This is a genomic window from Microbacterium sp. NPDC089698 (assembly GCF_044749045.1).
Taxonomy (GTDB): Bacteria; Actinomycetota; Actinomycetes; order Actinomycetales; family Microbacteriaceae; genus Microbacterium.
The window spans coordinates 136,284-155,497 of the sequence record NZ_JBIVHE010000008.1 but is presented as its reverse complement, the minus strand read 5'-3'; the positions used below and the strand labels follow the sequence as shown (position 1 = coordinate 155,497).

Genomic DNA, 19,214 nt, shown 5'->3' with positions numbered 1-19,214 from the left:
GGCTCGACCACTACAACCTGGACAGAGCCCACCTCGGCATCGGAGGCCAAACCCCCATCGACCGAATCAACAACGGTCGAGGTCAGTACACCTAGGCCCGCGACGGTCAGCGCGGGCCGGCGCCCATCGATCCGCCGGTCGGTGCGGTCCTGGTGTCCACGCGCACCGTGAGCGTCGCCGTGTAGCCGCTGGCGGCGTCGCCGGTCATCGCGGCGATCTGCAGCGCCCCTCCGTCGTCGCCGAACACGTTGTCGGAGGAGAGCGAGATCTGCGCGAGGTTCTGGGTCGAGCCGTCGTAGCCTCCCGTCGAGTACACGGCCTCGCACGCGGACTGCGGCAGGGCGATCTGCGAGGTCGCGATCGCGTTGGCGGCGTCCGTGATGGCGGTCGCGTTCGGATACACCTCGAAGTGGATGTGCGGCCACCGGCCGGAGTAGCAGCCGGGGAAGATCGAGGTGAACGACACCCGCCCGTCGGCGTCGGCGACCTGCACCCCGCGCAGATAGGTCTCGTCCTGGATGCCGGAGGAGTACATCGAATAGCCGCCCGCGGCGTTGCAGTGCCAGGCGTAGACCGCGACGCCCGCGAACGGCGCATCCCCGTTCGCCATGTCGAGGACGTTCAGGGAGAACGTCAGCGGTACCCCGGCCGCCGTGGTGCCGCCGCCGATCGACGAGCGGATGTCCTGCCGCACGATGCCGGAGTCGGTCAGCGCGTCCGGGCCGTTCGAGCCGTCGCCGGGGTAGGGGCCGGCCGTCTCGTCGGGGATCTCCGCGGCCGGCACCGCCGTGGTCGCGGTGGACGACGAGGAGGGGGCGGGCGTGCTGGTCACGGTGGGGAGCGGGGTCGAGGTCGCCGTCGACGCGGCGCTCGACGCGATCGGCGCGCACGCGGCCAGCACCGCTCCGCCCGCGCCGAGCCCGACGAGGCTCAGCACCATGCGACGCGACATGAGTGTGCGGATGTCGAACGGCGCGCCCTGATCCACGACCTCCTCGTCCGGGCGGTCGAGCAGGCGGCCCTCGTAGGCGGGGCCCTCAGGCGTGCGGGTCGGGTCGGGGAAGGTACTCATGTCCGGATCCTCTCGTGGCTGTCAGAAGGATCCTCCCGGGGCCACCGGATCCCGGCCTGTGCGGCTGCTATGCGTCGCCTAAGCGATCTCCGTCATGCGAGGACCCCCGGCTTCGGAGCGGCACGGCGCACGCCGTAGGCTGGGAGCATGACGCGCACCCTCATCCTGCTCCGTCATGGGCAGAGCGAATGGAACGAACTGAACCTGTTCACCGGCTGGGTGGACGTCCGCCTGACCGAGCAGGGCAAGAACGAGGCCCGCCGCGGCGGGGAGCTGCTGGCCGAGTCGGGAATACTGCCCGACGTGCTGCACACCTCGCTGCTCAGCCGCGCGATCCAGACCGCGAACATCGCGCTCGACGCCGCCGACCGGCTGTGGATCCCCGTGACCCGCTCGTGGCGGCTCAACGAGCGGCACTACGGCGCCCTGCAGGGCAAGGACAAGGCGCAGACGCTCGAGGAGTTCGGCCCCGAGCAGTTCCAGCTGTGGCGTCGCTCGTTCGACGTGCCGCCGCCTCCGCTCGACGACGCGAGCGAGTACAGCCAGGTGAACGACCCGCGCTACGCCGGCATCGACGGCGAGGTCCCCCGCACGGAGTCGCTCAAGCTCGTCATCGACCGGCTGCTGCCGTACTGGTCCTCGGCGATCGTGCCCGACCTCGAAGCCGGCAAGACCGTGCTCGTGACGGCGCACGGCAACTCGCTGCGCGGCCTCGTGAAGCACCTCGAGGGCATCAGCGACGACGACATCGCCGAGCTGAACATCCCCACCGGCATCCCGCTGGTCTACGAGCTGGACGAGGACAACGTCCCCACGGGTCCCGGCCGCTACCTCGACCCGGAGGCCGCCGCCGCCGGCGCCGCCGCCGTGGCGAACCAGGGCAAGAAGTAACCCCGCAGACGTCGATCCCGTCCCGACCGGTTCTCCGGTTCGGGGCGGGATCCGTCGTTTCGGGGCGCGTCCTGCCGGGAATCCGTGTCGTGGTGCGCCCCGAAACGAGAAGATCCGCCCCGAACCGGACGGCGGGGCGGATCTTCGACGTGAGGGGTCAGGCGTGGCCGGATCCGGACTCCGCCTCGTGCTGCGCCTCGACCGCGAGGGCGATGTCCTCCTCGTCGACGGCCCAGTCGCCGGTCGCCAGGTAGACGACCTTCTTCGCGACGGCGACCGCGTGGTCGGCGAAGCGCTCGTGGTACCGGCTGGCCAGGGTGGCGTCGACCGTCGCACCGGCCTCGCCCTTCCAGTTGTCGCTGAGCACCTTCTCGAAGACGCTGGCGTGCAGCTCGTCCACGTCGTCGTCGGCGTTGCGGATGGTGTCCGCGAAGCGCAGGTCCTGCGTGCGGAGCAGCTCGGCGAGCGTGCGTGCGATCTCCACGTCCAGCTCGCCCATCCGGGTGAAGGTGCCCTTGAGGCCCTTCGGGATGGCGCGCTCGGGGAAGCGCAGGCGCGCGAGCTGGGCGATGTGCTCCGACATGTCGCCCATGCGCTCGAGCGATGCGCTCACGCGCAGCGCGGTGACGACGATGCGCAGGTCGCGGGCGACCGGCTGCTGGCGGGCGAGGATCTCGATGGCCTGCTCGTCGAGCGCGACCGCGAGCTCGTCGATGCGGGCGTCGTCGGCGATGACCTCTTCGGCCAGGGCGACATCGCTGGTCGCGAACGAGCGGGTGGCCTTCTCGATCGACACGGCCACGAGGTCGGCGATCTCGACGAGCTGCGACTGCAGATCCTCGAGGGACTGGTGGAAGACTTCGCGCATGGCTGCGCACCTTTCGTTCTGTGACCCGGGGCACCGGATGGTCTGAGTCGCACGGCGGCCCGCAGAGCGGGCACGGGACGGTGCCTGTCACGGGTCGTGACACGCACGTGGCGATTCTCTTCGGCGAAGGTTAACGATTGGTGCCGTCCTCGTGAACACTAGCGCGCCAGAGGGTGCGAGAGGCGGGAACGCGCGGATCCGGGGGGTGAACGACCTCTACGCTGGAGCCATGGACAGCACTCTGCTCGCCCTCCTCGCCCTCGGGCTGGGGATCGCGATCGGCGCAGGCATCGCCGCGATGATCGTGGCCGCGATGCGAGCGCGGACCGCCGCAGAGCAGCAGGCGTCCAGCGAGCTCCCGGACGGCCTCACCGATGTCCTGGCCGCCATGGACGACGCCGCCTGCGCGGTGGATCCCTCGGGGCTCGTCACGGCCGCCAGCACGGCCGCCGCCCGCTTCGGCATCGGGGTCGGCGCCGCCCTGGAGAACCCGGAGCTGAGCCAGCTCGTGCGCTCCGTGCGCGAGGGCGGATCCCAGACGAGCACGCTGCGGCTGACGCGCGGCGGCCGCAATCTCGACCCGCGTCTGGTCGCGGCGCGGGCGAGCCGCATCGGCCCTCGGCTGAGCCTGCTCATCATCCGCGACGTCACGGAGCAGGAGCGCCTCGAGCAGATGCGCACCGACTTCGTCGCCAACACGAGCCATGAGCTGAAGACCCCGGTCGGAGCGGTGAGCCTGCTGGCTGAGGCGATCGAGTCGGCCGCGGAGGATCCCGCCCAGGTGCGCGCGTTCGCCACCAGGATCCAGGCGGAGGCGGGGCGGCTCGGCCAGCTCACCGGGCGCATCATGAGCCTCTCCCGGCTGCAGTCCTCCGACGGGCTCGGCGCCTTCGGCCCCGTCGCGATCGACGAGGTGATCGCGACGAGCGTCGAGGCGCACGCGGTGCAGGCCGCCTCCGCCGGCGTCGAGCTCACCCGCGGCGGCGACCGCGGTGCGTGGGTGCAGGGCGACGCGCAGATCCTGATCGAGGCCGTCGGCAACCTGATCGCCAACGCGATCGTGTACTCGCCGCGCGGATCCCGCGTGGGCGTCGGCGTGCGAGTCGACGACGGCGTGATCGAGATCTCCGTCTCGGATCAGGGGATCGGCATCGACGAGGCCGACCGCGACCGCATCTTCGAGCGGTTCTACCGCGCCGACGAGGCGCGTTCGAGGCGCACCGGCGGCACCGGTCTCGGGCTGTCGATCGTGAAGCACGCCACCCAGCGGCATGGCGGCGAGGTGCGGCTGTGGTCGCGCCCCGGCCGCGGTTCCACCTTCACCATGCGCCTGCCCCAGATCGCGGCGCCCGACGTCGAGGACGACGGCGGCAAGCGCAAGAAGCCCAAGAAGGAAAAGAAGAAGCGCCAGGCGCGCAAGGCCGCACGCCTCGCCGCCTCTCCCGCCACGACCACGGACCCGATCCGCACCGATACCGGAGAACTCGTATGACCCGCATCCTCCTCGTCGAAGACGAACCCGACCTCGCCGACCCGCTCGCGTACCTGTTGCGCCGCGAGGGCTACGAGGTCGAGATCGCCGAGGACGGTCCGACCGCACTCGCGCTGTTCCGCGAGAGCGGGGCGGACATCGTCCTGCTCGACCTGATGCTGCCGGGGATGCCCGGTACCGAGGTGTGCCGTCAGATCCGCACCGGCTCGGCCGTGCCGATCATCATGCTCACCGCCAAGGACTCCGAGGTGGACATCGTCGTGGGTCTCGAGCTCGGCGCCGACGACTACATCACCAAGCCGTACTCGTCGCGCGAGCTGCTCGCCCGGATGCGCGCCGTGCTGCGACGGGTCGTGCAGGCCGAGGAGGACGTCGACGAGCGGATCCTCGAGGGCGGTCGCGTCACGGTCGACCTCGATCGGCACACCGTCGCCGTCGACGGAGAGGTGATCAACATGCCCCTCAAGGAGTTCGAGCTGCTCGAGGTGCTCATGCGCAACTCGGGCCGGGTCCTCACCCGCGGCCAGCTGATCGACCGGGTCTGGGGCAGCGACTACTTCGGCGACACCAAGACCCTGGACGTGCACATCAAGCGGATCCGCTCGCGCATCGAGCAGAACCCGTCCGAGCCGGTGATGCTCGTCACCGTGCGCGGTCTCGGCTACCGCTTCGAGGGCTGAGCCTCTCGTCGGCGGCGGAACCCGCCGCCGACGAGAAGAGCCCCCGGATCCTCGCGGATCCGGGGGCTCTCTGCAGAGAACGGGGCTCAGCCGACCGGGGTCTCGCTGGGCGTCGGGGTGACCTCGACGGCCGGGGCGACCGGCTTCGTGGTCGGGCTCGGCTGCGGGGTCGGAACCAGCTTCGAGTAGTAGGGCAGGGTGCCGTCGAGCACGGGGATCGCGTACTTGATGCCCTCGGCGTCGCCCGACTGGAAGTAGACGTCGATGGTGGCGCCGGCCTTCGTGTCGAGGTTCTCGAACGTCATCGGCTTCGCGTCGTCGCCGCCGAGGCTGACCGACTTCTGACCCGCGATGCGCACGCTCTGGCTCGGGCCGTCCCCGATCGAGATGTGGATCGTCTGGGCGTCGGAGGTGGTGTTGACCAGGCCTGCGACGAGGTTGCCGAGAGTGCCCGACTCGTCCACCACGACGAAGGCGTTGCGGACCTCGATCGGGCCGCTCTTCGGAACGTTCGCGCCGTCGGAGGCCGAGTAGTCGATGGTGGTCGCCTGCGGAGTGATCCCGGCGCACCCGGTGGCGCCGACGATGACGAGGGCGCTGAGGGCGATGGACGCAGCAAGGCGCGATTTCACGGGTCCTCCAGAAAATTCACGTGATGATCCTGGACCATTCTAGGGGCACGCGCCCGCGCCGCACGGCTCGCCCCGCCTGCGCGCAGCACGGCCGGTCGATGCGGGGGCGCAAACCTTAGCGCATTCCCGCTGTGGTATCCTGGAGGTTGCCGAAAGGACACGACTTTATGCTTTTTGAGGTTGGTGAGACCGTGGTCTATCCGCACCACGGCGCCGCGACGATCATCGAGGTCAAGGACCGTGTGATCAAGGGGGAGACCAAGAAGTACCTGAAGCTGAACGTCACGCAGGGAGACCTCATCATCGAGGTGCCTGCGGAGAACGTCGACCTGGTCGGTGTTCGCGATGTGATCGGCCAAGAAGGACTGGACCGGGTGTTCGAGGTGCTGCGCGCCCCGTTCACCGAGGAGCCGACCAACTGGTCGCGCCGGTACAAGGCGAACCTCGAGAAACTCGCCTCCGGCGATGTGATCAAGGTCAGCGAGGTCGTGCGCGACCTGTGGCGCCGCGACCAGGACCGCGGGCTGTCCGCGGGGGAGAAGCGCATGCTCGCCAAGGCCCGTCAGATCCTCACCTCCGAGCTCGCGCTCGCGGAGAAGACCGACGAGGAGAAGGCCGGGGCGCTGCTCGACGAGGTCCTCGCCTCCTGATCTCCCTGTAGAAGGGGCGGATGCCATCACGGCATCCGCCCCTTCTTCGCGCCTGCGGGCGGGCGTCAGATCGAGCGCTGGTAGCTGCGGATCGCGCTCAGCGCCCAGGCGAACGCCAGCACGGCCAGCACGACGAGGCCACCGGCCTGCCACCAGCCCTCGGCCGGATACGCTCCGGTCAGGCCGCCGCGGCCGAGCTCGACCGACCAGGTCATCGGGTTCCACCGGGAGACGTTCTGCACCCATTCCGGCATCGCCGTCGCGGGCATCATCGTCGTCGACAGGAACGTCGCGGGGAGCACGATCAGCTGCGACAGGCTGATCAGCGCGATCTGACTGCGGGAGGTGAGCGCGACCGCCGTGGAGGCGCAGCAGAAGATCGTCGCGAGCAGCGTCGCGACGCCCAGCGCGACGAGCATTCCGCCGATGCCGCCGGGGTAGCGGGCGCCGCCGAGCCAGCCGATGCCGAGCACCACGAGCGACTGCAGGACGTTGATCACGAGCTGCTGCAGGAGCTGCCCCGCGATGATCGACGAGCGCCGCAGCGGTGAGGTGAGGTACTGATCCATGACCCCGGAATCGATGTCGTCGATGTAGCCGGTGCCGGCCCAGGCGCCGGAGTACAGCACGGTCATCATCAGGATCCCGGGGACCAGGTAGTCGATGTAGCCGTGTCCGCCGAACTGCGGAAGGGCGCCCAGCGTGCGGAACACCTGACCGAACAGCAGGATCCAGATCACCGGCTGGATGAGGCTCATGACGGGACCCCAGGCCTGGCGGACCGAGACGATCGACCAGCGTCGCAGCACCTGACCGGTCTGCGTGAACCAGCCGGGACGCGCGGGGGCGCCGGCGAAGGCGGGGGAGAGGGCGATCGCGCTCATGCGGCGACTTCTTCCGTGAGGGCGGCCGCGGGAGCGTCGCCGAAGGTGTGGCCGACGAAGTGCAGGTACACGTCGTCGAGGGTGGGGTGGGATGCCGCGACCTGGCCGTAGCGGATCCCGGCGCCGTCGAGGGCGGCGATGACCGCGCCGACCGCCGAGGCGGCGTCGTCCGTGCGGGCGACCAGAAGGCCGTCGACGCCGGCCGCCTCGACGAGCACGTCGCGCAGCCCGGGGACGGCGGAGACCGCGGCGCGCACGGCGACCGGATCCGGTTCGACGAGCGTCACGCGGACGGCATCTCCGTGCAGGGCGGCCTTGAGCTCGTCGGGTGTGCCCTGGACGACGGCGCGGCCGCGGTTCACGAGCAGCAGCTCGTCGGCGAGCCGGTCGGCCTCCTCCATGTAGTGCGTGGTGAGCACCACGGTGAGGGCCTCCTCGCCGGACAGGCGGCGGATCTCGGCCCACATGACCGCACGGGCCTCGGGGTCGAGGCCCGTGGTGGGCTCGTCGAGGAAGAGCACCTGCGGGCGGTGCACGAGGGCCGCAGCCACGTCCAGGCGCCGCCGCATCCCTCCCGAGAACGTGCGCACCGGGCGTCGCGTCGCGTCGTCGAGGCCGAACTCGGTCAGCAGTCGCGTGGCGCGCGCCCTGGCGTCGGGTCCGCCGAGGCCCCGCATGCGTCCGGCGATCTCGAGGTTCTCGGTCGCGGTGAGGTTCGGATCCGTTCCGGTGCCCTGGGAGACGTAGCCGATCGCCGCGCGCACGTCGCCGGGGGCGTCGGTCACGTCGTGTCCGGCCACGCGGGCGCGGCCGGAGGTCGCGCGGGACAGGGTGGTGAGGATCTTGGTGGTGGTGGACTTGCCGGCGCCGTTCGGGCCGAGCAGCCCGAAGACGCGCCCGGCCGGAACCGCGAGGCTCAGGCCGTCCAGGGCGCGGACGGCGGGGCGGCGGCCGCGGCCGCGGTACTCCTTGACGAGGTCTTCGGCGACGATGGCGTCGCCGTCGAGGCGCTGGTGTGCGGGCATGACGAACATCCCTTCCGTTCTGAGGGTTTCTCTGCGTGGTGCGGGAGGGCGGAGCCGGTCTCATCGTGTTGAGGGGACCGGCTCCGCCGGATCGGTCAGCGGCGGTCGCCGCTGCGCGGTGCGAAGAGCATGCGTGCGAGGAGCAGCATCATGGCGGCGAGGCCGCCGACGAACGCCACCGGCGCCCACCACCAGCCGACCGTGAAGACGAGCACGACGATCACCGCGAGGGTGAGGAACCAGATCACCGCCGTGTAGATGCCGAAACGGGCGGCGGACTCCGGATCCGTCTCGAAGCGGTTCGGCGGCATCTGCGCGATGGCGCCGCGGGTCCAGGCCTTGTGACGATTGGTCTGCGTCGCCCCGAGGTAGGAGAACAGGGCGATGGATCCGACCAGCAGCACCGCGGCGAGGATCACGAGCCAGAGCTGGTCGAGGGCGAGCGCGAAGCCTCCGCCGAGACCGAGCGCGAGCAGGGTTCCGCCGGTGGCCAGCCCGAAGCCGACCGCACGGGAAGCCGGCAGCGGGTGGTTCGTCGTGGTCTCCTGCAGCAGCGCGTCCGCCGTGACGATGCCGAGCGCGATCGCGACGACCGCGCCGAGTCCGGCGACGGCCAGCGGAGCGGCCGGGTGCAGGAGCAGGACGACGAGGAGGATGCCGACGAGGGCGGCGGTCGCGATGAGGCTCAGCAGCACCGTCCGCACCACGAATCCGGGCTTCGGACGCACCCGGTTGCGGGCCGTGAGCGCCTCCCATCCTGGCGCGTGCGCGGAGCCGGCGGAGGGCTCGTCCTCGAGCAGCGCGCGCACGTCGCCGAGCTCGGCGATCGCCCGCTGCGCGGCTTCGGCGGGGGAGGCGCCCCCGGCGACCAGGTCATCGACCTGCGCCGCGAGGTTCGCGCGGATCTCCTCCTTCAGATCCTGTGCGGCCGGGGTCATCTCGATCCCGGCGAAGGCCTCGTCCAGGAGGCGGTGGATGTCGGTGTTCATGTGCTCAGTCCTTCGCGTCCAGAAGCGTGTCGATCACGCGGCGGGTGGCGACCCAGGCCGCGACGTTGCGTCGGTACACCGCGCGACCCGCGTCGGTGATCCGGTAGTACTTGCGACGGCCGCCCTGCGTCTCGTCGCCCCAGTAGGACTCGACCAGGCCGTCCTTCTCGAGACGGCGATAGGTCGCGTAGAGGGTGGCCTCCTTGATCTCGTGATCCCCTCCGGTGGCGTCCCGGATGGTCTTGTAGATCTCGAAGCCGTAGCGGTCGCCGCCGCGGAGCATGCCGAGCACGATCGTGTCGGTGTGCCCGCGCAGGAGGTCCGCGGAGAAGGCGTCATCGTTCATGTCAAGTACTGTATCAGATCAAGTACTCATTCACGCAAGGTTTTCTCGAAAGCGGGACCGGAGGAGGGGAGCGGAGGATCCGGCGCTAACGTGAGAGCGTGAACGACCTCCCTGCGCCGCCCGCGCGCACCGCCGTCATCATCGTGGCCGCCGGCTCCGGTACCCGGCTCGCCGCGGGGGCGCCCAAGGCCCTCGTGCCGCTCGGCGCCCGCACGATCCTGGAGCACGCGCTCGATGGCGTCCTCGCCGCGGCGCCCTCCCAGGTGGTCCTCGTCGTGCCCGCAGGGCGTGAGGCCGAGGTCGCGGCCATGGCGGGCGACCGCCCCGTGCGGATCGTCGCCGGAGGCGACACCCGTCAGCGCTCCGTGGCCGCGGGGCTCGCCGCGCTCGCCGACGGCGTCGAGGTCGTGCTCGTGCACGATGCCGCCCGCGCGCTCACCCCGCCCGCGCAGTTCACCGCGGTCGCGATCGCGGTCGGGCCGGGCATCGGCGTGATCCCCGCGCTGCCCGTCGTCGACACGCTCAAGCGCGTGCGCGGCGAGAATGTGGTCTCACCCGTGGACCGTGCCGAGCTCGCCGCCGCGCAGACGCCGCAAGGCTTCCCCCGGGCGGAGCTCCTGGCCGCGTACGCGCAGGCCGCGGAGCAGGGTGTCGAGTACACCGACGACGCGGCCCTCTTCGCCGCCGCCGGTGGGGTGGTGCGTCACGTCCTCGGCTCCGAAGAGGCCTTCAAGATCACCACCCCGCACGACCTGGAGCGCGCCCGCATGATCCTCTCGTCCTCGGCCCGGTTCTCGGCCGGGGGACCCGTGGTCCCCCGGATCGGCATCGGCACCGACGTGCACGCCTTCGCCGCGGGCGGCACCCTGCGTCTCGCCGGCCTGGACTGGCCGGGGGAGCCCGCGCTCGAAGGGCACTCCGACGGCGACGCCGTCGCGCACGCGATCGTGGATGCGCTGCTGGGGGCGGCAGGGCTCGGCGACATCGGACAGCACTTCGGCACGGCGCACCCGGAGTACGCGGGCGCGCACGGCGACGTCTTCCTCGCCCGCACCGCCGAGATCCTCGCCGAGGCGGGGTTCGCGATCGGCAACGTCTCCGTGCAGTTCCAGGGCAACCGCCCGCGGTTCAGCGCGCGTCGCGCCGAGGCCGAGCGGGCGCTCTCGGCGGCGCTCGGCGGGGCTTCCGTCGCGGTCTCCGCCACCACGACGGACGGGCTCGGCTTCCCGGGGCGCGGCGAGGGCATCGCGGTCACGGCTGTGGCTCTCGTGCATCCGATCGCCCAGAGCTGAATCGATAACCGTAGGGATCCTCCGGATTCGGATCCGGTCCCTCGCGCACGTGCTTACGCTGGATGCCGCGGCCACCCGCCGCATCCAGCAGACGTCGTAGAGAGGTCATCGTCATGCGCGCACTCGTCCACTCCTCCTTCGGGGATCCCGCCGAAGTCCTGACCGTGCAGGACGTGCCGTCGCCCGAGCCCGGACCGGGGCAGGTGCGCCTGCGCGTGCTGCTGGCCACCGTGCACAATCACGATCTGCTGACCGTGCGCGGGCTCTACGGCTACAAGCCCGAGCTGCCGGCCCGCTCCGGCACCGAGGCGGTCGGTGTGGTCGACGCGGTCGGCGAGGGCGTCGACGCGGCGCTCCTCGGCCGTCGCGTCACCGTCGGCGGCGCCTTCGGGGCCTGGTCGGAGTTCGTGCTGGCCTCCGCCGCGGGGCTCATCCCCGTGCCCGACGACATCCCGGACGAGCAGGCCGCGCAGCTCGGATCCATGCCGTTCAGCGCGATCAGCGTGCTGGACTCGCTGGGACTCGCGGCGGGCGACTGGATGATCCAGAACGCGGCCAACGGCGCCGTCGGGCGCATGGTCGCCCAGCTCGGCGCCGCCCGCGGCGCGCACGTGGTCAGCCTCGTGCGTCGCGCGGAGGGGATCGCCGAGCTCGAGGCGCAGGGCGTGCAGAACGTCGTCGCGACCGACGCGGAGGACTGGCAGGACCGGGTGCGCGCCCTCACCGGCGGCGCTCCCATCCGCGCCGGGATCGACTCCGTGGGCGGCGACGCGAGCGGTCAGGTCGCCGCGATGCTCGGCGAGGGCGGCCTGCTCGTCGTGTTCGGTGCGATGGCGTCGCCGACCATGCGCATCTCCTCGGGCGACGTGATCTTCAAGCAGCTGACCGTGCGCGGCTTCTGGGGCTCCAAGGTCGCTGCGGCGATGCCGGCGGACCAGCGGGGGGCGCTCTTCGGCGAGCTGCTCCAGCGCATCCGCGAGGGCGTGCTCACCCTTCCGGTCTCCGCGGTGCTCCCGTTCGAGCGGATCGCCGAGGCGTCGGAGGACAACCTCCGCGCCGGGCGCGAGGGCAAGATCCTGCTGCGTCCCTGATCGCGGGCGGATCCCCCGGCGCGATCGCGCGAACCGTCCGCGCGGTCGCCCCCGGAAACCCGCCGCGGTCTCGCAGGGGCGCCCCGGTAGGCTTGAGCGGTGACGATCCGCCTCCATGACACGCGCGCGCAGGAACTGCGCGACTTCGTTCCGCTCGACCCCTCGAACGTGACGATGTACGTGTGCGGACCCACCGTGCAGTCCGGCCCCCACATCGGGCATGTGCGTGCGGCGCTGAGCTTCGACCTGCTGCGGCGCTGGCTGCAGCTGCGCTATGGACGCGTCACGTTCGTCCGCAACGTCACCGACATCGACGACAAGGTGCTCGCGAACGCGACCGATGCCGAGCCGTGGTGGGGACTCGCGTACCGCATGGAGCAGGAGTTCTCGGCGGCCTATGCCGCGGTCGGGATCCAGCCCCCCACCTACGAGCCCCGGGCGACGGCCTCGATCCCGCAGATGCAGGAGCTCGTGGAGCGCCTCATCGAGCGCGGGCACGCATACGCCGCGGCCGACGGATCGGGCGACGTGTACTTCGACGTGCGCAGCTGGGCCGCCTACGGCGAGCTCACCCACCAGTCCGTCGACGCGATGGAGGCCGCGGAGGACGCGGATCCGCGCGGCAAGCGCAACCCGCAGGACTTCGCGCTCTGGAAGGGCGCGAAGCCCGGAGAGCCGGCCGACGCGACGTGGGCGTCCCCGTGGGGCGCCGGCCGTCCCGGCTGGCACATCGAGTGCTCGGCCATGGCGCGGCGCTACCTCGGCGCCGAGTTCGACATCCACGGCGGCGGACTCGACCTGCGCTTCCCCCACCACGAGAACGAGCTGGCGCAGTCGACCGCCGCCGGCGACGCGTTCGCACGGTACTGGGTGCACAACGGGCTCGTGACCGTGGACGGGCAGAAGATGTCGAAGTCGCTCGGCAACTTCACCCTCGCCGCCGACGTGCTCGGCCGGCACGATCCGCTCGTGGTGCGCTACGCGCTCGCCGCGGCGCACTACCGCTCGAGCCTCGACCTCTCCGACTCGTCCTGGAGCGAGGCCGAGGCGGCGCTGGGCCGGATCCGCACGTTCCTGGAGCGCGCGCAGCGGACCGTCGGCGGCCACGGCGGGATGGCGATGGGATCCCTTCCCGACGCCTTCGTCTCCGCGATGGACGACGACCTCGGCGTGCCGCAGGCGCTCGCCGTGCTGCACGAGACCGTGCGCGCGGGCAACGCCGCCCTGGACCGGGGCGACGCCGACGCCGTGCGTGCGGCGCTGAGCGCGGTCCGGGCGATGACGGGCGCGCTCGGCATCGATCCGTTCGCGCCCGAGTGGCGGGCGTCCGGAGCCGACGCGAAGACCACCACCGCGCTGGATGCGCTCGTGCAGGCGATGATCGCCCAGCGCGCGCAGGCCCGCGCCGACAAGGACTGGCCCGCCGCCGACCGCATCCGCGATGCGATCGGTGCGGCGGGCATCACCCTGGAGGACACTCCAGACGGAACTCATTGGAGCATCGATGGCTAAGCCGAGCAGGCCCGGAGCGGGCAACAGCAAGAAGAAGGGCGCCACCAAGGGCACCGGCGGCAACGGCCGGAAGGCCCTCGAGGGCCGCGGCAATACCCCCAAGGCCGAGGACCGCGCCTGGCACGTCGCCGGCAAGCGCAAGGCGGCGCAGGAGCGCTACGCCGCCGCGGGCGGCAAGGGCCGTCCCGGGGCGCGATCGGGCGCGGGGCAGAAGCCGCAGGGCGGATCCAACCCGAACCGGCGCGTCTCCTCGTCGTCGGCCTCGAACGACACCGAGACCGTCACCGGGCGCAACTCGGTGCTCGAGGCTCTGCGCACCAAGATCCCCGCGACCACGATGTACATCGCGCAGCGCGTGGAGATGGACGACCGCGTCAAGGAGATGCTCGCGATCGCCCGGCACCGCGAGATCCCCGTGCTCGAGGTCACCCGTCAGGAGCTGGACCGCATGGCCGGCTTCGACGGCGTGCACCAGGGCGTCGCACTCAAGGTGCCGCCCTACGAGTACGCGCACCCGCAGGACCTGCTCGAGGAGGTCATCGATCGCGGCCAGACCCCGCTGTTCGTGGCGCTGGACGGGATCACCGACCCCCGCAACCTGGGCGCGATCATCCGCTCGACGGCCGCGTTCGGCGGGCACGGCGTGATCCTCCCGCAGCGCCGCTCGGCGAGCGTGAACTCCGCCGCGTGGAAGACCAGCGCAGGAGCCGCCGCCCGCATCCCGGTCGCGCTCGCCGCGAACCTCACGTCCATGCTCAAGGAGTTCAAGAAGCAGGGCGTGTTCGTGCTGGGTCTCGACGGCGGCGGCGACGTCTCGCTGCCGGCGATCGAGCTCGCGGACCGACCCGTCGTGATCGTCGTCGGATCCGAGGGCAAGGGGCTCTCGCGCCTCGTCACCGAGACCTGCGACCAGATCGTCTCGATCCCGATCTCGGCGGCCACCGAGTCGCTCAACGCGGGGATCGCGGCTTCGGTCGCGCTGTACCAGGTATCGACCGTCCGGGCCGCGAAGGGCTGATCTCGGCGCACCGTTCGGCGCCGCGAGGCCGTACGGACGTCGGGCGCTCCGTCCGGCAAGGGCGCGCGCTTCCGCATGGGGCGCGCCTGCGCGGTGCTTCGGCGTGCCGTGCGGCGCATGACCCAGAGCGCATCGCGTTGACCCCGCGTGCACATCCGTGCAGGATCCGATCGATGCGGAATAGCACGCGGCCGCGGATCCTTGCACCTCCCGTACCCGGTGCAGAAACAGCCGGGACGCGAACGGAAGGAACGCGCATGGCTCGCATCGTCGTCATCGGAGGGACCGGATACGCCGGTCGTCACATCGTCCAGGAAGCCGCCTCGCGCGGGCACGAGGTCGTCTCGGTCTCGCGCTCCGAGCCGTCCGCTCCCGTCGACGGCGTCACGAACGTGCAGGGCTCGGTGACCGACCTCGACACGCTCGGCGACGTGTTCGAGAACGCCGACGTCGTGGTGTCCGCCCTGTCCCCGCGCGGCGACATGGAGCAGGCCGTCGTTCCCGCCCTGACCGCGCTGGTCGACAAGCTCAGCGGCACCGGCACGCGCGTGAGCGTCGTCGGCGGCGCCGGCGGCAGCCTGTCCGCCCCGGGCGGTCCGCGCCTGATCGACCTCGACTTCCCGGACGAGTACAAGCACGAGGCGCAGGTCGGCATCGACTCCCTCGCCGTGCTGCAGAACGCCGACGCGTCGCTGGACTGGTTCTTCGTGCACCCGGCCGAGGTCTTCGGCCCGTGGGCCGAGGGCGAGCGCACCGGCTCCTACCGCGATGGCGGCGACGTGGTCGTGCGCGACGCCGACGGCCACTCGACCATCTCCGGCGCCGACTTCGCGATCGCGTTCGTGGACGAGATCGAGAACGGCAAGCACCGCCGCGAGCGCTTCACCGTCGGCTACTGACCTCAGCCTGCCCCCCTCTTCTGACCGCGAGACTCCATCTCCGCGACGAGAATGCGCTCCAGCTGCGCAGTCTCGTCGCCCAGATGGAGTCTCGCGGTTGGTTGGGGGCAGCGGGGGGGCGGGGTCAGACCAGGTCGCGCCAGTCGATGTCGGGGTCTTCGTCGTCGACGGGGACGGATCCGGTGATCACGGGGAGCGACATCGTCTCGGTGGGCGGACCCATGATCGTGGCCTCGTCGCGGCGATGGCGCAGCACGTCGTTGATGTACGACGTGAGCACTTCGGCCAGGGGCACCGAGCGCCCCCGCGCCTGAGACATGTACCAGCGGTGCTCGAGAACCTGGTGGAACACCTCGGCAGGCTCGAGCTTGGCGCGCAGGTCGTAGGGGATCGCGCGCACCACGGGCTCGAACACGCGCGTGAGCCACTCGTGCGCGTACATCTCCTCGTCCGCCCACTGCTTGGTGGAGCGGGCGCGGAACTCGTCCAGGTCGTTCAGCAGCCGCCGGGCCTGGTTCTCCTCGACGTCGAGGCCGGTGAGGCGGATGAGGCGGCGCTGATGGTGGCCTGCGTCCACGACCTTCGGCTCGATCTCGACCCTGGTGCCGTCGGCGGTGGTCTGGATCGACATCTCTCCGATGTCGAAGCCGAGCGCGTTCAGCCGCTCCACGCGCTCCGTGATCCGCCAGGCCTCGCCGGCTGCGAACGACTCGTGCGCGGTGAGCGCGGCCCACAGCGACCGGTACGAGGACACGATGCCGTCCGCGATCGCGACCGCGTCGACGCCCCGCTCGAGGCGTCCGCCCGCGGCGAGATCCAGGATCTCTCCGGCGATGTTGGTGCGGGCAAGATCCAGGTCGTACGCGCGCTGGCCGTCGGTCAGCCCCTCCTCATGCAGTTCGCCGGTCTCGGCGTCGACGAGGTAGGCGGCGAAAGCGCCGGCGTCGCGGCGGAACAGGGCGTTCGACAGCGACACGTCGCCCCAGTAGAAGCCGACATTGTGCAGGCGCACGAGCAGCAGCGCGAGCGCGTCTACCAGGCGGGTGGCGGTGTCCGGCCGCAGAACGCGCGTGAACAGCGCCCGGTAGGGCATCGAGAACCGCAGATGCGAGGTCACCAGCGCGGCCGGCAGAGGCTCGCCCTTGCCGTCGGTGCGACCGGCGATCACCGCGACGCGGGAGACGCAGGGCACATCGAGACGCGCGAGGTTGCCCAGCATCTCGTACTCGCGGCGCGCCATCTCCTCCGTGGTCTCCTTCACAGCGACGACGGATCCGGACAGATCCGCGAAGCGCACCAGATGGCGGGAGAGGCCCTTCGGCAGCGAGACGATCACCTCGGACGGCCACTTCGACAGCGGCTGCGACCAGGGCAGCGACAGCAGCCCGGGATCCACGGCGCTCGCGGTGATGGTCAGCGCGTCCTTCAACGGTGCTCCTCAGGGGATCGGCGGGGGAGACGACGACGCGGCGCGGGGGAGAACCCCCGCGCCGCGTCGATCAGACGGTGATCAGGAAGCGGCGATCGGCTTCTTGTTCAGGCGCTCGCCCGACTCGAGGTCGAAGGCGTGCGCGTGACCCGGGTTCGCCGCGAGCGTGACGGTCTCGCCCGCGTTCGGGTGGTTGCGGCCGTCGACGCGCGCGACCAGGTCGGTGCGCTTGCCGTTGATCTCGGTGTGGCCGTAGAGGTAGCCGTCCGCGCCGAGCTCCTCGACGAGGTCGACGACGACCGAGAGGCCCTTGCCGTCGGCAGGTCCCACCGTGATGTCCTCGGGGCGCACGCCGATCGTGACCTGCGAACCCGTCGCGCCGCCGACCGTCTCGCGGTCGAGCGGGACGACCTCGGAGCCGAACTGCACGCCGCCGTCCGCGAGGTCGGAGGTGAACAGGTTCATGGCGGGCGAGCCGATGAAGCCGGCCACGAAGACGTTGCTCGGGTTCTCGTACAGGTCGCGCGGCGAGCCGACCTGCTGCAGCAGACCGTCCTTGAGCACGGCGATGCGGTCGCCCATGGTGAGCGCCTCGGTCTGGTCGTGGGTCACGTAGACCGTGGTGACGCCGAGGCGGCGCTGCAGCGAGGCGATCTGGGTGCGGGTCTGCACGCGGAGCTTGGCGTCGAGGTTCGACAGCGGTTCGTCCATGAGGAACACCTGGGGCTGGCGCACGATCGCGCGGCCCATGGCGACGCGCTGGCGCTGGCCGCCGGAGAGGGCCTTGGGCTTGCGGGTCAGGTAGGGCTCGAGGTCGAGGAGCTTGGCGGCCTCGAGGACGCGGGCGGCGCGCTCCTCCTTGCCGACGCCGGCGATCTTGAGCGCGAAGCCCATGTTCTCGGCGACGGTCATGTGCGGGTACAGCGCGTAGTTCTGGAAGACCATCGCGATGTCGCGGTCCTTCGGCGGGACGTCGGTCACGTCGCGGTCGCCGATGAGGATGCGGCCCGCGTTGACCTCTTCGAGGCCGGCGAGCATGCGCAGCGAGGTGGACTTTCCGCAACCGGACGGGCCGACCAGAACCAGGAACTCGCCATCGGCGATCTCGATGTTCAGCTTGTCGACCGCGGGGCGGGTGCCACCGGGGTAGAGCCGGGTGGCCTCGTCGAAGGTCACAGTTGCCATTGTCTTCTCCTTCACCGGCAGGTACGTGCCGGACGATCCGTAGTGAAAAAGCGACGAGGGTGAACCCGCCGTGGCCCGCCATCGGACCGGGATCAGTATGACATGAGAGCTCCCGGTGGGTCCAGCATGGTCGGTGAAGCGCTTTCCGTGCGGGTTCTCGCAGGCTCCGACCAGGGGCCGTCTGGTCATTTCTCAGCCTCCCTGGCTAGCATCGAACCCGTGCCCTGCCGCTCCCGTCGGCAGCAGGCGACGGGGATGCCCATCCCGAGGAATCAAGAGGAACGATGTCGAGCGACGAAACGCCGAACGTCCCCACGCCCTCGCACTCGCGTGCGGCCGTGCGGGAGAAGGCCCAGCAGGTGAACGCCAAGCAGTCCCGCGCCCGGATCATGCGACGCGTGATCATCGCCGCGGTCGCGATCGTCGTGGTCGGCGCCGCCGGCGGCGCCGTGGCCTGGGCCGTCGGGTCCGCCGTGTCGAAGCCTTCGCTCACCCCGTCGAACCTTCAGGACGACGGCGTCGTCGTGACCAAGGAGGATCTCGCCGCGGCACGTGCCGGATCCGCGAGCACGCCCACGCCCTCGCCGACGACCGCCGGCACGCCGGCGGCGACCGGATCCGCGTCGCCGACGCCCGATCCGACGGCCACCGCGGGCACGGTCGACATCCACGTGTACGTCGACTACCTCTCGCCGGGCGCGAGCGACTTCGAGCGCGCGAACGCGAAGCAGCTCGCCACCTGGGTCGATCAGGATGCGGCGACCGTCACGTACCACCCCGTCGCGCTGCTGACCGCGAACTCCAACGGCACCAAGTACTCGCTGCGCGCGGCGTCCGCGGCGGCCTGCGTCGCCTCGATGCAGCCCGATGTCTTCTACGCGTTCAACCACGCGCTCCTCATCGACCAGCCGAAGCAGGACACCGACGGCAAGAGCGACAAGGAGCTCATCGACCTCGCCCTCTCGAGCGGCGTCAAGGACGCCAAGGGCCTGCAGAACTGCGTCGACGACAGCACCTACGGCTCCTGGGTCAAGGACGTCACGCAGCGCGCGGTGGACGGACCGCTGCCCGGCTCCAAGAAGGGCGCCCTGAGCGGCGCTCCGACGATCGTCGTGAACGGCCAGGTCTACGCCGGATCCCTCACGGACGCGGCCGAGTTCAGCCAGTTCGTGCTGTCCGTCGCGAGCGACTCGTATTACGGCACGAGCGCCCCGACGGTCTCGCCCACGCCGTCGCCCACGACCGCGAAGTAAGGCGCT

19 protein-coding genes are annotated in these 19,214 nt (G+C 71.1%); 10 read left to right on the top strand and 9 right to left on the bottom strand.

The window, feature by feature from the left end; genetic code table 11:
• Positions 1 to 106: 106 nt before the first annotated feature.
• Entirely contained in the window at positions 107 to 1,072 is a 966-nt protein-coding gene (locus ACIPY5_RS19020; protein WP_400973572.1) for an intradiol ring-cleavage dioxygenase, read from the bottom strand.
• Positions 1,073 to 1,219: 147 nt separating this feature from the next.
• Here ACIPY5_RS19020 and ACIPY5_RS19015 point away from each other — a divergent pair, with 147 nt between their 5' ends.
• The gene (locus tag ACIPY5_RS19015) at positions 1,220 to 1,963 is read left to right on the top strand and encodes a phosphoglyceromutase (RefSeq protein WP_309337724.1); all 744 of its coding nucleotides are present in this window, start codon (positions 1,220 to 1,222) and stop codon (positions 1,961 to 1,963) included.
• A gap of 157 nt (positions 1,964 to 2,120) precedes the next feature.
• On the opposite strand, the gene phoU is transcribed toward ACIPY5_RS19015, so the two are convergent.
• Positions 2,121 to 2,831 (bottom strand): phosphate signaling complex protein PhoU, encoded by a 711-nt coding sequence (phoU, locus tag ACIPY5_RS19010; RefSeq protein WP_309337721.1) that lies wholly within the window; start codon positions 2,829 to 2,831, stop codon positions 2,121 to 2,123.
• Positions 2,832 to 3,060: 229 nt separating this feature from the next.
• Between phoU and ACIPY5_RS19005 the strand changes: the two genes are divergently transcribed.
• On the top strand, positions 3,061 to 4,323 hold the full coding sequence (locus ACIPY5_RS19005) for a sensor histidine kinase (protein WP_400973568.1): 1,263 nt from the start codon (positions 3,061 to 3,063) through the stop codon (positions 4,321 to 4,323).
• On the top strand, positions 4,320 to 5,003 hold the full coding sequence (locus ACIPY5_RS19000) for a response regulator transcription factor (protein ID WP_045273460.1): 684 nt from the start codon (positions 4,320 to 4,322) through the stop codon (positions 5,001 to 5,003). The genes ACIPY5_RS19005 and ACIPY5_RS19000 overlap by 4 nt, the downstream gene beginning before the upstream one ends.
• Positions 5,004 to 5,089: 86 nt before the next feature.
• Here ACIPY5_RS19000 and ACIPY5_RS18995 read toward each other — a convergent pair whose 3' ends face one another.
• Positions 5,090 to 5,635 (bottom strand): DNA modification methylase, encoded by a 546-nt coding sequence (locus ACIPY5_RS18995; RefSeq protein ID WP_400973565.1) that lies wholly within the window; start codon positions 5,633 to 5,635, stop codon positions 5,090 to 5,092.
• A 167-nt stretch (positions 5,636 to 5,802) separates the two neighbouring features.
• Here ACIPY5_RS18995 and ACIPY5_RS18990 point away from each other — a divergent pair, with 167 nt between their 5' ends.
• Positions 5,803 to 6,285, top strand: a complete 483-nt coding sequence (locus ACIPY5_RS18990) for a CarD family transcriptional regulator (protein WP_045273462.1) — start codon at positions 5,803 to 5,805, stop codon at positions 6,283 to 6,285.
• Between the two features lie 65 nt (positions 6,286 to 6,350).
• On the opposite strand, the gene ACIPY5_RS18985 is transcribed toward ACIPY5_RS18990, so the two are convergent.
• The 4 genes from ACIPY5_RS18985 to ACIPY5_RS18970 all read right to left on the bottom strand — a co-directional run bounded on the left by ACIPY5_RS18985 (position 6,351) and on the right by ACIPY5_RS18970 (position 9,529).
• Entirely contained in the window at positions 6,351 to 7,169 is an 819-nt protein-coding gene (locus tag ACIPY5_RS18985) for an ABC transporter permease (protein ID WP_400973561.1), read from the bottom strand.
• Positions 7,166 to 8,194 (bottom strand): ABC transporter ATP-binding protein, encoded by a 1,029-nt coding sequence (locus tag ACIPY5_RS18980; protein ID WP_400973558.1) that lies wholly within the window; start codon positions 8,192 to 8,194, stop codon positions 7,166 to 7,168. The genes ACIPY5_RS18985 and ACIPY5_RS18980 overlap by 4 nt, the downstream gene beginning before the upstream one ends.
• A 95-nt stretch (positions 8,195 to 8,289) precedes the next feature.
• On the bottom strand, positions 8,290 to 9,183 hold the full coding sequence (locus ACIPY5_RS18975) for a permease prefix domain 1-containing protein (RefSeq protein WP_400973555.1): 894 nt from the start codon (positions 9,181 to 9,183) through the stop codon (positions 8,290 to 8,292).
• Between the two features lie 4 nt (positions 9,184 to 9,187).
• A complete protein-coding gene (locus ACIPY5_RS18970) occupies positions 9,188 to 9,529 on the bottom strand; it encodes a PadR family transcriptional regulator (protein WP_045273464.1) in 342 nt (113 codons plus the stop codon).
• A 98-nt stretch (positions 9,530 to 9,627) separates the two neighbouring features.
• Here ACIPY5_RS18970 and ispD point away from each other — a divergent pair, with 98 nt between their 5' ends.
• From ispD to ACIPY5_RS18945, 5 genes are all read left to right on the top strand, one after another.
• The gene (gene ispD / locus ACIPY5_RS18965) at positions 9,628 to 10,821 is read left to right on the top strand and encodes a 2-C-methyl-D-erythritol 4-phosphate cytidylyltransferase (protein WP_400973552.1); all 1,194 of its coding nucleotides are present in this window, start codon (positions 9,628 to 9,630) and stop codon (positions 10,819 to 10,821) included.
• Between the two features lie 113 nt (positions 10,822 to 10,934).
• Positions 10,935 to 11,912, top strand: coding sequence for a zinc-binding dehydrogenase (locus tag ACIPY5_RS18960; RefSeq protein ID WP_400973550.1), 978 nt, complete (start codon positions 10,935 to 10,937; stop codon positions 11,910 to 11,912).
• A 99-nt stretch (positions 11,913 to 12,011) separates the two neighbouring features.
• A complete protein-coding gene (gene cysS, locus ACIPY5_RS18955) occupies positions 12,012 to 13,424 on the top strand; it encodes a cysteine--tRNA ligase (protein WP_400973547.1) in 1,413 nt (470 codons plus the stop codon).
• A complete protein-coding gene (gene rlmB, locus ACIPY5_RS18950; RefSeq protein WP_400973545.1) occupies positions 13,417 to 14,442 on the top strand; it encodes a 23S rRNA (guanosine(2251)-2'-O)-methyltransferase RlmB in 1,026 nt (341 codons plus the stop codon). The genes cysS and rlmB overlap by 8 nt, the downstream gene beginning before the upstream one ends.
• 257 nt (positions 14,443 to 14,699) lie before the next feature.
• Positions 14,700 to 15,341, top strand: coding sequence for an NAD(P)H-binding protein (locus ACIPY5_RS18945; RefSeq protein WP_309337688.1), 642 nt, complete (start codon positions 14,700 to 14,702; stop codon positions 15,339 to 15,341).
• A 124-nt stretch (positions 15,342 to 15,465) separates the two neighbouring features.
• Here the strand turns inward: ACIPY5_RS18945 and ACIPY5_RS18940 are convergent, their stop codons facing one another.
• Positions 15,466 to 16,770 (bottom strand): DUF4032 domain-containing protein, encoded by a 1,305-nt coding sequence (locus ACIPY5_RS18940; protein WP_400973541.1) that lies wholly within the window; start codon positions 16,768 to 16,770, stop codon positions 15,466 to 15,468.
• A gap of 81 nt (positions 16,771 to 16,851) precedes the next feature.
• Positions 16,852 to 17,955, bottom strand: coding sequence for an ABC transporter ATP-binding protein (locus ACIPY5_RS18935; protein ID WP_400973538.1), 1,104 nt, complete (start codon positions 17,953 to 17,955; stop codon positions 16,852 to 16,854).
• A gap of 284 nt (positions 17,956 to 18,239) precedes the next feature.
• Between ACIPY5_RS18935 and ACIPY5_RS18930 the strand changes: the two genes are divergently transcribed.
• Entirely contained in the window at positions 18,240 to 19,208 is a 969-nt protein-coding gene (locus ACIPY5_RS18930; RefSeq protein ID WP_309339157.1) for a thioredoxin domain-containing protein, read from the top strand.
• Positions 19,209 to 19,214 lie beyond the last annotated feature (6 nt).

What these genes read in the sequence shown, in the direction of transcription:
- ACIPY5_RS18970 (WP_045273464.1), bottom strand. Translation starts at nt 9,529, where the DNA reads ATGAACGATGACGCCTTCTCCGCGGACCTCCTGCGCGGGCACACCGAC.
- ACIPY5_RS19015 (WP_309337724.1), top strand. Translation starts at nt 1,220, where the DNA reads ATGACGCGCACCCTCATCCTGCTCCGTCATGGGCAGAGCGAATGGAAC.
- ACIPY5_RS18960 (WP_400973550.1), top strand. Translation starts at nt 10,935, where the DNA reads ATGCGCGCACTCGTCCACTCCTCCTTCGGGGATCCCGCCGAAGTCCTG.
- ACIPY5_RS18980 (WP_400973558.1), bottom strand. Translation starts at nt 8,194, where the DNA reads ATGCCCGCACACCAGCGCCTCGACGGCGACGCCATCGTCGCCGAAGAC.
- ACIPY5_RS19000 (WP_045273460.1), top strand. Translation starts at nt 4,320, where the DNA reads ATGACCCGCATCCTCCTCGTCGAAGACGAACCCGACCTCGCCGACCCG.
- ACIPY5_RS18930 (WP_309339157.1), top strand. Translation starts at nt 18,240, where the DNA reads ATGTCGAGCGACGAAACGCCGAACGTCCCCACGCCCTCGCACTCGCGT.
- ACIPY5_RS18975 (WP_400973555.1), bottom strand. Translation starts at nt 9,183, where the DNA reads ATGAACACCGACATCCACCGCCTCCTGGACGAGGCCTTCGCCGGGATC.
- ACIPY5_RS18945 (WP_309337688.1), top strand. Translation starts at nt 14,700, where the DNA reads ATGGCTCGCATCGTCGTCATCGGAGGGACCGGATACGCCGGTCGTCAC.
- ACIPY5_RS18990 (WP_045273462.1), top strand. Translation starts at nt 5,803, where the DNA reads ATGCTTTTTGAGGTTGGTGAGACCGTGGTCTATCCGCACCACGGCGCC.
- rlmB (WP_400973545.1), top strand. Translation starts at nt 13,417, where the DNA reads ATGGCTAAGCCGAGCAGGCCCGGAGCGGGCAACAGCAAGAAGAAGGGC.
- ACIPY5_RS19020 (WP_400973572.1), bottom strand. Translation starts at nt 1,072, where the DNA reads ATGAGTACCTTCCCCGACCCGACCCGCACGCCTGAGGGCCCCGCCTAC.
- phoU (WP_309337721.1), bottom strand. Translation starts at nt 2,831, where the DNA reads ATGCGCGAAGTCTTCCACCAGTCCCTCGAGGATCTGCAGTCGCAGCTC.
- ACIPY5_RS18935 (WP_400973538.1), bottom strand. Translation starts at nt 17,955, where the DNA reads ATGGCAACTGTGACCTTCGACGAGGCCACCCGGCTCTACCCCGGTGGC.
- ACIPY5_RS19005 (WP_400973568.1), top strand. Translation starts at nt 3,061, where the DNA reads ATGGACAGCACTCTGCTCGCCCTCCTCGCCCTCGGGCTGGGGATCGCG.
- ACIPY5_RS18985 (WP_400973561.1), bottom strand. Translation starts at nt 7,169, where the DNA reads ATGAGCGCGATCGCCCTCTCCCCCGCCTTCGCCGGCGCCCCCGCGCGT.